The following is a 9,750-nucleotide window of genomic DNA, read 5'->3' as shown; positions in this document are numbered from 1 at the left end:
ACTTGAACACGCCGAAGGGCTGCTGGTTGAAGCCGTAGCGCTTCTGCCGGAAGAAGACCGGCCCGGGACTGTCGAGCTTGATCGCCACGGCGACGGCGGCCAGCAGCGGGCCCAGCGCCAGCAGCGCGATGCTGGCGAGCGTCACGTCGAGGACGCGCTTCATCAGAACCTCCGCGAGGCTCAGGGGCCGGCGGCCGATGTTGATGCCCGACAGCCGGCCGACGCGGGAGACCTGCATGTCGGGGAAGCGGTCGAGCACCGCGCCCGGCCTCAGGTGCAGGGCGGCGGGCACGCGCAGGAAGGCGTCGATGCAGCGCTCGACCTCCGCCGTATCGGCCCACGGTACCAGAATGAAGACGTCGTCTGGGCGCAGGAAGCGCACCACCGAGACCGCCAGATCGAGATCCTCCGACATCTGCGCGTGGCGCACCGCATCGTCGGCGCGGGCATCGACCCGGCGCAGGTAGCTCGTGCCGACGACGCGCAGGCCGAGCGCATCCGCCTCGTTGCTGGCGTAGAACCGGGTGATGTCCTCCTCGAAGCCGACGAGGTGGACCCGGCTCACCGAGATCGAGGCCGGCGTCACGCCGCGGCGCACGAGGCCGATCATCACCGCGTGCGCCAGCATCAGGGCCGGCAATCCGGCCAGAAACACCGTCACGGCGACGACGCGCGACACCTCGTTGGTGGTCTTGGTCGCGAACCCGACCACGAGCACGGCGGCCCAGGCCACGAGCCACCGGGCGGCGCTGTGCTGCAGGCTGGCCTTCTGCGCCAGCATTGCCTCGATGGCGTATTCCTCGCGCAGGGCCGCAGTCGCGACGATGACGAGGCCGAGCAGTCCCGAGAGCTGGAGCCCCCAGCTTGCCGAGAAGGGCAGGAGATCGCCCGACAGGGCATAGTAGTACCCGTACTCGACGATCAGCGTCGTCGCCACGATCGTGAGGATGTCGGCGAGCGCGACCGAGGCGGAAATGCCGACGCGCAGGGCGGCACGGCTGCGTCGCGGCAGCAGGGCGGTCCAGACATTGCGCCGTCGCTCCGCCGAGGTCGGCAGCGGCTGGAAAGTCTCCGGAAGACGATCGTGAAACATCTGGCGTGCCATGTTCCGAAATGAACCGGACGGCGTCTCGGATCGAAACAGAAACCGCTTCCGACCGGACGCTCTATGGCAGTAGAGCAAGCGTGAGACCGCTCACGACGTCCCGGCCGTGCTTACGCACGATGCCCGGTTAGCGGGCTCTTCGATGCCGCGCAACGCGAGAGGAATACCGAGGGGATTTGTCCAGACACGGCAGCACCGTACCCGATGGGGCGACCGCATCCCCTCTGAGTGGCGAACCGATGGGCTATCGGGGCTCAGCGTCACGTGTCGTGACGGATCGGGGATGGATCGGAGCATAACTTCGCGATCCGGGGCTCGATCCTGATAGAGCCGTGCCCGATCACGTTGGATCGGGTCACGTCTCTAATACCGGATCTCGATGAGCCCGACGCCTTGAGATCCGGCCCCCGCGGCTGCGGGGCGGCGGTCCGTCGGACCTCATGGGTCACGACCCATGAGACTTGGTATAAGTCCTTGTTGTGTCGCGGTTGTGTCGCGCTCTCTGACGACGAACCGGCGTCCACTTCGGCGGAGAGCGCTCCAACCGCAGTTCATCATGGACCTGCTGCACGCGGGCGTGTCCTGAACGGTGATCCTGATCGTGGCGATCGTCATGATCCTCGCCCCGGCGGAGCCCGCGATCCTGGTCCGCACCCAGCATCCCCCTGGGGGGACGGATCGCCCTGACCGGCGGGTTGATCTGAGGCGTAGCCTTCGGACTGGGCGTCCTCAGCTCGGCGGCTCTCCCGGACCCCGCCCGTCGGCATCGCACAGGCCTACGCACTCTGCGCCGGCCTGTGCCCGCTCGCGTCCGTCCTGCCGCGCCGTCGTCCCGAACCCGGACCGGTCCCCTCCCGCGGGCCGGTCCAGGTCCGTGGTCTCAGGCAGCCGCGTCGGCCTCGTCCCGCGCGACCGTCTGGATGGTCTCGAAGCCCTCGAACTGCGGGTGCCCGAGGTAGAGCGGCTTCGTCGTGGGCACGCGGCTGTGGGCCTTGCGGAACTGCTCCGAGCGGGTCCAGGCCTCGAAGTCGGCCTTCGAGCGCCAGATCGTGTGCGAGGCGTAGAGGACGTGATCCTCGGCCTCCGGGCCGCGCAGGAGCTGGAACTCGACGAACCCGGCCATCTCGCCGAGGTGGCTGTCGCGCCCGAGCCAAACGTCTTCGAAGTCCGTAGTGGAATCCTTAACCACCTTGAAGCGATTCATGGCGATGAACATGCGCTATCTCCGTATCGCCCGTCCGCATCATGCTGATGGCAGCGGGGATTCGCCGTGATCCTAACGCAACCGGCCGCCGGGCTGGAATCGGCCGCGGCGTCGCGGTCGCGGCAGGTTGGAAAGCGCGTTCGGAAGCTATAGCGGGCCCTGCGCCGGGACGTTTAACTTATGATAGCCTCATTTGAGAGAATTCTTATGCTCCCCACAGCTTGCATTTTGAATAACTTCGTGCGATAGTTGTGTTGGTGCGTAGAGGTGGCTGATTAAGCGGCTGCTCGCGCGTCGCGTGTCCGTGGTGACGGAGCACGACGCACCGGGAGGAGTCGACGTTGGCAGCCGCAGGGCTGCCCTCGGAGGGCGCAGGCCGCGCGGAAGACGGCTGCGTTCGGTCGTGGGCGCGAGCAGGGGACCATGTCGGACGATGATGCCCAAACAGACCACCGACGTCGACCGCCTCGTCGGTCTTCGTATCACGGCGCTTCGCAAGGCCCGAGGCCTGAGTCAGACCGCGCTCGGAACCGCGGTCGGCGTCACCTTCCAGCAGGTTCAGAAGTACGAGAAGGGGCAGAACCGCGTGGGTGCCGGCCGCCTGCGCGAGATCGCACGCCTGCTCGAAGTCCCGGTTTCGGCCTTCTTCGAGGAGACGGAGGGTGGCGACGCGCCCAAGGAGGACGTGTTCGGTTTCCTCAGCGCCCACGGCGCGATCGAGCTGCTGCGCGCCTACGCCCTGATCGAGGACGACCAGATGCGCCGCGACGTGCTCGCGCTCGTCCGCACCGCCGCCAAGCTGGGGCAGTCGAAGGCATCGGCCGCCACCGACGCCGCCGAGTAGTCGAGGCCGCTCACGCGTCCCCCACGGCGATCACGTGGAAGAAGGTGCCCGTCACGCGGCCGCGGCGGTGTCCGGCCAAGCCGAGGTCGACCGCCTCGGCGTCCGCGATGCGGGCGAAGGCCTCGGCCGTTCCGGGCGGCGGTGTCAGCTCGCTCGCGTAGTGGAACTCGTGGCCGACGAGCCGCGCGCCGGTCGCGCCGAGGACGCCGTCGGCGCACAGGCGCGCGACGCGGTATCCGAGGTGCAGCCTGCGCACGCGGTACGACGTCGCCACCGGCAGCAGATTCGCCATCGGATGCACGACGCCGGCCGCGTCCTCCAGGCTCTCGCCGAGCACCATGTAGCCGCCGCACTCGCCGTGCACCGGCTTGCTTGAGGCGAACGCGCGCAGGCCATCGAGGAAGGTTCGCGCCGCCGCGATCCGGCCTGCGTGAAGTTCCGGGTATCCCCCCGGCAGCCAGCACACGTCGCAGCCGGCCTGCGGTGCCGCGTCGGCGAGCGGCGAGAACGGCACGAGCTCGGCGCCCATCGCCCGCCAGCCCGCCGCCTGATGCGGGTAGAGGAAGCTGAACGCCGCGTCGGAGGCCACCGCGATCCGCTGGCCGGGCGGGCGGGGGAGGGCGCCCGGGCTGGACGGAACGGCGGCGCCGGCCGCGGCGGCGAGGATCGCATCGAGGTCCAGCCCCTGCTCGGCGAGGTCGCCGAGGCGGTCGAGGCGTGCGTCGAGATCGGCGGTCTCGCGCGCCTGCACGAGGCCGAGATGGCGCTCCGGCAGCACCAAGCCAGCATCGCGCATCAGCGCACCGAGCACGGGGATGCCCACCCGCGCGAGGCCGGCCTCCACGAGGCGGCGATGCCGCGCGCTCGCGACCTTGTTGAGCACGACGCCCGCGATCGTGATGCGCGGATCGTAGTGCGCGCAGCCGAGAGCCACGGCCGCCACCGACTGCGCCGCGCCCGACACGTCGAGGACCAGGATCACCGGCCAGCCGTAGCGGGCGGCGATGTCGGCGTTCGCGCCCGTCCGCCCCGCGCCGGCCCGGACGCCGTCGAACAGGCCCATCGACCCCTCGGCGACGACGAGGTCGGCCTCGTGCGCCGCCAGCCCCGCGACCGCATCGAGCAGGCCGGGGCCCATGGCGAAGCTGTCGAGGTTGACGCTCGGATGCCCGGTCGCCGCTTGGTGGAAGGCCGGATCGATGTAGTCCGGCCCGCACTTGGCGCCGCGCACCCGCAGGCCGCGGCGGGCGAGCGCCCGCATCAGCGCCAGCGTCACCGTGGTCTTGCCCGAGCTGGAGCGCGGCGCCGCGACGAGGAGGCCGGGGCTCATGCCGGCTCCATCCCGACCGCGCCGCCCGGCCGGAAGCGCCGGTCGTAATCGGCCGCGTAGAGCGCGCTCTCGCAGAAGTCTTCGGCACTGAGCGCGGGACCGACGAGGATCAGCGCCGTGCGCGCGATTCCCGCCGCGGCCACCTGCGCGGCGATCGTGGCCAGCGTGCCGGCGATCACCCGCTCGTCCGGCCAGGAGGCGCGGAACACGACGATGGCCGGACAATCGGCGCCGTAGAAGGGCGTCAGCGTCGCGGCGACCGCCTCGGTGACGTGGATCGAGAGGTGGAGCGCCAGCGTCGCCCCCGTGGCGGCGAAGGCGGCCAGCGTCTCGCGCTCCGGCATCGCGCTCGCCCGCCCCGAGGTGCGGGTGAGGACCACCGACTGCGCCACGCCCGGCACGGTCAGCTCGCGCCCGAGGAGCGCCGCGGCGGCGGCGAAGGCCGGAACCCCCGGCGTCACGGTGTAGGGGATGTCGAGCCGGTCGAGGCGGCGCACCTGCTCGGCGAGCGCGCTCCAGATCGAGAGGTCCCCCGAGTGGAGCCGGGCCACGTCCAGCCCGGCGCGATGCGCCGCCGCGATCTCGGCGACGATGGTGTCGAGGTCGAGCGGCGCCGTGTCGACGAGGCGCGCGCCCGCCGGGCACCAGCCCAGGATTTCCGGCGCGACCAGGGAGCCCGCGTACAGGCAGACCGGGCAGGCCGCGATCCGGTCGCGTCCGCGGATCGTGATCAGGTCGGCGGCGCCCGGCCCGGCGCCGATGAAGTGAACGGTCATGCGTCCCGGAGCTTCGTGTTCGGCGGACAAGGGGCGGCGTCGCGTTCGCGCCGCGCATGCAGCCCGTGGAAACCCGCGGTGTCCACCGCCGTCCCGAAGTGACGATCGGTCGCCGCCAGCGCGCAGGTGGCGCCGGTGCTGGTGATCCGGGCAACGACCAGACGCCCGGTCTCGCCCGCAGCGGCGAGCGCCGCCGCCTCCGCCAGCGAGCCGACGCCGCGCAGCCGCGCGATGCGGACCGAGCGCGTCGGCACGCGGCGATCGACTGCCGCGAGGGCGGCCGGGTCCACGGACATGGGCACCAGCCCGAACGCGGCGGCAGCCTCCCGGATCGCGGCCTCCGCCGCCCGGTCGGCAGCGGTGGCAATGGCGGCAGGCCGGTCACCGGCTCGCGCCTCGATGAGCGCGCGGCGGATCAGCGCCACGATCTCGCCGGCCTCGGTGGCGCGCCGGAAGCCGATCCCGGCGACGAGGCGAGGGCTCGTGCCGCTCATGGCCGGGTCCACGCCCACTGCGTCACCGGCATCGCGGCGCGCCAGCCGTGCAGCCCGCCGACGGGATCGGCGCGGGCGACCGACAGGCGCCGCAGGACGCCTCCGCGCTCGGAGAACGCCGCGAGCAGCACCGCCTCGCCCTCCAGCGTCACGGCGTTGGCGACGAGCCGTCCGCCGGGCGGCAGGTGCGCGAGGGCCGACGGCAGCACGCCCGGCGCGGACAGGCCGCCGCCGACGAAGATCGCGTCCGGCGCTGGCAAGCCGGCCAGCGCCCCCGGTGCCGCGCCTTGGACGACGGCGAGTGCCGGAACGCCGAGCGTCCCCGCGTTGCGGGCGATCCGCCCGGCGCGGGCGGCGTCCGCCTCGATCGCGACGGCGCGCATGGCGGGGTGGCGCAGCATCCACTCGATCCCGACCGAGCCGGCGCCCGCGCCGATGTCCCACAGGCGTTGCCCGAGCCGCGGATGCAGGGCGGCGAGCGTCACGGCGCGGATCTCGGCCTTGGTGAGCTGCCCGTCGTTCTCGAACCACGCATCGTCCAGGCCCGGCGCGAGGCTGATCGTGCGGGCCTCGGGACCGCCGACGACCGCCACCGCGATCGTGTTCAGCGCGGCGATGTCGCGGAGCGCGAAATCCTCTGCGGTTGCGGTGCGCAGGGCCTCGCGCGGGCCCCCCATCGCCTCGCACACGGTGAGGATCGACCGGCCGAAGCCGCGCTCGGTCATCAGCGCGGCAAGCGCGGCCGGCGTCGTGCCGTCCCAGGACAGGACGAGGAGGCGCGCACCCGGCTGGAGGTGCGGCACGATTCCGGCAAGCGCGCGTCCGTGCAGGGTCAGGCAGGCGCATTCGGCCAGCGGCCAGCCGAGCCGGGCGCAGGCGAGACTGAAGGCGGAGGGCTGCGGAAAGGCGCGGAGCTCGCGCGCCGGGACGATCCGGGCGATCTCGGCGCCGATGCCGAAGTGGAACGGATCGCCGGTGGCGAGCAGGCAGGTCGGGCGTCCGCGCCGCGCGAGGATACCGGGATAGGCGTCGGAGATCGGGCTCGGCCAGTGCCGCGCCTCCGCGTCGAGCGGGGCGGCAAGCGCGAGGTGACGCCGGCCTCCGTAGACCACGCGCGCCCCGTCCAGCGCGGCGCGCGCAGCCGGCGAGAGCCCGTCGCGACCGTCCTCGCCGATCCCGACGATGGCGAGCCAGGGCGCGACGCTCGACAGCGGCTCAGCGGCGTCGGACAAGGCGGCCATGCGCATCCTCATCCTCGGCGGGACGGGCGAGGCGAGCGCCCTCGTCCGCGGCCTCGGCTCCCGCGCCGGCCTCTCCGTCACCCTGTCGCTCGCCGGCCGCACCGCGGCGCCGGCGCGCGAACCGGTACCGACCCGCATCGGCGGGTTCGGCGGGGCCGAAGGGCTCGCCCGGTACCTGCGCGCGCACGCGATCGACCGCCTCGTCGACGCGACGCATCCCTTCGCCGCCCGCATCAGCCGGAACGCCGCCGCGGCCGCGGCGGAGACCGGCGTGCCGCTGCTGGCGATCCGCCGGCCGCCCTGGATCCGGCAGGCCGGCGATGCGTGGATCGAGGTCGATACGATAGCCCAGAGCGTGGACGCGCTCGGCGTCGATCCCAAAACGGTGTTCCTGACGGTCGGCCGGATGGAGGTTGCGGCCTTCGCGAACGCCCCGCAGCACGACTACGTGGTGCGCACGATCGAGCCGCTCGGCGAGGCCATGCCCGTGCCGCGGCTCACCGCGATCCGCGCCCGCGGCCCGTTCGACGAGGCCGCCGAGACGGTCCTGATGCGCGAGGCCGGCATCGCGGTGCTGGTCACGAAGAACGCGGGCGGCAATGCCACTTACGGCAAGATCGCGGCGGCGCGCGTGCTCGGCCTGCCGGTGGTGATCGTGCGCCGGCCCTGGAAGCCCGACGTGCCGTCGGTCGCGGATGCGGAGGCTGCCCTGGACCGTCTCTCCGGAACCGCGCGGGGCTGAGCGTCGGCAGGCGATGACGCGCCGGTCCCGGGTCCGCTCGCGCATCGTGAGGGGTGGACGCCTCCGCATCGGTCTGGGAGAAGTTCGGTTCTCGCCGGACCGTTTCTCCTTCCGGCGCACGGTGGCGTCAATCGTGTCGCGTGAGTGCCGGATGCATCGCAGGCAGCGCCACGCGGCCCCCTCTCCCATGGGGAGAGGGTTGGGGTGCGGGGCGTGACCTCTCCGGAGCGTTCTCATCCCTCACCCTGTCCCTCTCCCGCACGGGAGAGGGGACCCGCGCCTTGTTTGATCGCCCTGCCCGATGTGCGCGTTCGCGCAACGCCTGAGAGAAAAACCCCGTGACCTGACCGGCGATCCGAGACGCGCGAGAAGCGACAGGCCGTCCTCATGCGACGCGGCGCGGCGTGTAGACGAACGGGCGCTCGCCGGCCCCGCGCGGAATCAGCCGCGTCGCCGAGGCGCCGATGATGACGAGGGTGGCCATGTCGGCGGGCGCGTCGCGGGCGTCCCCGAGCGTCGTCACGCGGATCGCCTCGTCGGCCCGCGTCACCGCGCGGGCGAAGACGACCGGGGTGCCGGGCGCGCGGATCTCGGCGGCGCGCGCGAGCGCCTGCCCGAGCTGCCAGGGGCGCGCCGACGAGATCGGGTTGTAGAGGCAGACCACGAAGTCGGCGCGCAGCACCGCCTCCAGCCGGGCGGTGATGACCGCCCAGGGCTTGAGGTTGTCCGACAGCGAGAGCGCGCAGAAATCGCCGCCCAGCGGCGCCCCGAGGCGGGCTGCCGCCGCCAGCATCGCCGTGATGCCGGGCTCGACGGTGATGCTGAGCCGGCGCCACGCCGGATCGCCATGCTCCACCGCCTCGAACACGGCCGCCGCCATCGCGAACACGCCGGGATCGCCGCCCGACACCACCGCGACCCGCCGCCCGGAGGCGGCCAGCGTCAGGGCGTGGCGGGCGCGGTCGATCTCGACGCGGTTGTCGCTGGCGTGCCGCGTCAGGTCCGCCCGCTCCGGCACGCGGGCGACGTAGGGGAGGTAGCCGATCAGGTCCTCGGCCGCGTCGAGCGCGCCCTGCGCGGAGGCGGTGAGCAGCGCGGCATCGCCCGGGCCGAGGCCGACGATCGTGAGACTGCCGCTCACGGCCTGCGGCCCTCCCCCGGCACCAGCACCATCGAGAAGTAGGGTGCGGCGTCGTCCGCCTTATCGGAAAGCGGCACGACCCGCTCGCCCGCCATGGTGCCGCGCTCGACGTAGACCGCGCGGGCGAGCAGCCCGGCCTCGCGGAGCGCCGCCCGCACCTTCGGCAGGTGGCGGCCGAGCTTCATGATCACGGCGGCGTCGGTGCGTGCCAGGCGCTCCGTCAGAACCGCCGCGGGCAGGGTGGCGGGCAGGATCGTCAGCACGTCGTCGCCCCAGGTGATCGGGGTCGCCGCGCGCGTCCAGCAGCCGGACATGCCGGTGACGCCGGGCACCACCTCGACGGGGAAGCGGTCCTTCAGGCGCCGCCACAGGTGCATGAACGAGCCGTAGAAGAACGGATCGCCCTCCGACAGGATCGCCACGTCGCGGCCCGCGCCGAGGTGGTCGGCCAAGCGCCCGGCCGCGTCGTCGTAGAAGGCGCCGAGGGCCGCGACGTAGTCCGGATGCTCCGGATGCAGCTCCGTGGTGTAGGGGTAGGCGAGGGACAGCTCCCGGGCGGGATCGCGGGCCAGCACGGCGTCGGCGATGGTGCGGGCGTTGCCGCGCCGCCCCTGCTTGCAGAAGTGGACCAGGACGGCCGCACGCTCCAGCACCCGCACGGCGCGGACGGTGAGGTAGTCCGGATCGCCCGGCCCCATCCCGACGCCGTAGAGCGTCCCGGTCGCGGCCGTCGCGCGCGGCGCTTCCATCACGCCCGGATCGCTCGGGAAAATACGATCGACCGCCTCCATCACTCGATCCCGCTGGCGAGCGCGTTCACGGCCGCCGCCGCCATGGCGCTGCCGCCGCGCCGGCCGTGGACCACGACGAAGG

Annotated in this window: 11 protein-coding genes; 2 read left to right on the top strand and 9 right to left on the bottom strand. The window is 72.8% G+C overall.

Features of this window, described 5'->3' with window-relative positions:
* Both ACFE8Y_RS18865 and ACFE8Y_RS18860 read right to left on the bottom strand, forming a co-directional pair.
* On the bottom strand, nt 1-1,093 hold a 1,093-nt coding region (locus tag ACFE8Y_RS18865), incomplete at its 3' end, for a sugar transferase (RefSeq protein WP_375465914.1).
* An 892-nt stretch (nt 1,094-1,985) separates the two neighbouring features.
* Nucleotides 1,986-2,321: an antibiotic biosynthesis monooxygenase family protein gene (locus tag ACFE8Y_RS18860; RefSeq protein WP_375465913.1), complete on the bottom strand. Its 336-nt coding sequence runs from the start codon at nt 2,319-2,321 to the stop codon at nt 1,986-1,988.
* A gap of 421 nt (nt 2,322-2,742) precedes the next feature.
* Between ACFE8Y_RS18860 and ACFE8Y_RS18855 the strand changes: the two genes are divergently transcribed.
* A complete protein-coding gene (locus ACFE8Y_RS18855; RefSeq protein ID WP_375465912.1) occupies nt 2,743-3,153 on the top strand; it encodes a helix-turn-helix domain-containing protein in 411 nt (136 codons plus the stop codon).
* Between the two features lie 10 nt (nt 3,154-3,163).
* Here ACFE8Y_RS18855 and ACFE8Y_RS18850 read toward each other — a convergent pair whose 3' ends face one another.
* The 4 genes from ACFE8Y_RS18850 to cbiE are packed head-to-tail and all read right to left on the bottom strand — an operon-like array spanning nt 3,164 to nt 6,994.
* Nucleotides 3,164-4,483, bottom strand: coding sequence for a cobyrinate a,c-diamide synthase (locus tag ACFE8Y_RS18850; protein WP_375465911.1), 1,320 nt, complete (start codon nt 4,481-4,483; stop codon nt 3,164-3,166).
* Nucleotides 4,480-5,259 carry a precorrin-4 C(11)-methyltransferase gene (gene cobM, locus ACFE8Y_RS18845; RefSeq protein ID WP_375465910.1) on the bottom strand — a complete coding sequence of 260 codons (780 nt, stop codon included), beginning with the start codon at nt 5,257-5,259 and terminating at the stop codon, nt 4,480-4,482. The genes ACFE8Y_RS18850 and cobM overlap by 4 nt, the downstream gene beginning before the upstream one ends.
* Nucleotides 5,256-5,753 (bottom strand): cobalamin biosynthesis protein, encoded by a 498-nt coding sequence (locus ACFE8Y_RS18840; RefSeq protein ID WP_375465909.1) that lies wholly within the window; start codon nt 5,751-5,753, stop codon nt 5,256-5,258. Before ACFE8Y_RS18840 ends, cobM begins: the two co-directional genes overlap by 4 nt.
* Entirely contained in the window at nt 5,750-6,994 is a 1,245-nt protein-coding gene (cbiE, locus tag ACFE8Y_RS18835) for a precorrin-6y C5,15-methyltransferase (decarboxylating) subunit CbiE (protein WP_375465908.1), read from the bottom strand. Before cbiE ends, ACFE8Y_RS18840 begins: the two co-directional genes overlap by 4 nt.
* Between cbiE and ACFE8Y_RS18830 the strand changes: the two genes are divergently transcribed.
* Nucleotides 6,993-7,736, top strand: coding sequence for a cobalt-precorrin-6A reductase (locus ACFE8Y_RS18830; protein WP_375465907.1), 744 nt, complete (start codon nt 6,993-6,995; stop codon nt 7,734-7,736). The two genes, cbiE and ACFE8Y_RS18830, sit on opposite strands and share 2 nt — an antisense overlap.
* 385 nt (nt 7,737-8,121) lie before the next feature.
* On the opposite strand, the gene cobJ is transcribed toward ACFE8Y_RS18830, so the two are convergent.
* From cobJ to ACFE8Y_RS18815, 3 genes are all read right to left on the bottom strand, one after another.
* On the bottom strand, nt 8,122-8,877 hold the full coding sequence (gene cobJ, locus ACFE8Y_RS18825; RefSeq protein WP_375465906.1) for a precorrin-3B C(17)-methyltransferase: 756 nt from the start codon (nt 8,875-8,877) through the stop codon (nt 8,122-8,124).
* Nucleotides 8,874-9,668 (bottom strand): precorrin-2 C(20)-methyltransferase, encoded by a 795-nt coding sequence (locus ACFE8Y_RS18820; RefSeq protein WP_375465905.1) that lies wholly within the window; start codon nt 9,666-9,668, stop codon nt 8,874-8,876. Before ACFE8Y_RS18820 ends, cobJ begins: the two co-directional genes overlap by 4 nt.
* A partial coding sequence (locus ACFE8Y_RS18815; protein ID WP_375465915.1) for a precorrin-8X methylmutase occupies nt 9,668-9,750 on the bottom strand: 83 nt, incomplete at its 5' end. The genes ACFE8Y_RS18820 and ACFE8Y_RS18815, both read right to left, overlap by 1 nt.

The organism is uncultured Methylobacterium sp. (assembly GCF_964242245.1).
Taxonomy (GTDB): domain Bacteria; phylum Pseudomonadota; class Alphaproteobacteria; order Rhizobiales; family Beijerinckiaceae; genus Methylobacterium.
This window is presented reverse-complemented; position numbering and strand designations above follow the sequence as displayed.

Bases quoted from the DNA above. Each gene is read 5' to 3' on its own strand.
- ACFE8Y_RS18860 (WP_375465913.1), bottom strand. From the start codon at position 2,321: ATGTTCATCGCCATGAATCGCTTCAAGGTGGTTAAGGATTCCACTACG.
- ACFE8Y_RS18855 (WP_375465912.1), top strand. From the start codon at position 2,743: ATGATGCCCAAACAGACCACCGACGTCGACCGCCTCGTCGGTCTTCGT.
- ACFE8Y_RS18850 (WP_375465911.1), bottom strand. From the start codon at position 4,483: ATGAGCCCCGGCCTCCTCGTCGCGGCGCCGCGCTCCAGCTCGGGCAAG.
- cobM (WP_375465910.1), bottom strand. From the start codon at position 5,259: ATGACCGTTCACTTCATCGGCGCCGGGCCGGGCGCCGCCGACCTGATC.
- ACFE8Y_RS18840 (WP_375465909.1), bottom strand. From the start codon at position 5,753: ATGAGCGGCACGAGCCCTCGCCTCGTCGCCGGGATCGGCTTCCGGCGC.
- ACFE8Y_RS18830 (WP_375465907.1), top strand. From the start codon at position 6,993: ATGCGCATCCTCATCCTCGGCGGGACGGGCGAGGCGAGCGCCCTCGTC.
- cbiE (WP_375465908.1), bottom strand. From the start codon at position 6,994: ATGGCCGCCTTGTCCGACGCCGCTGAGCCGCTGTCGAGCGTCGCGCCC.
- ACFE8Y_RS18820 (WP_375465905.1), bottom strand. From the start codon at position 9,668: ATGGAGGCGGTCGATCGTATTTTCCCGAGCGATCCGGGCGTGATGGAA.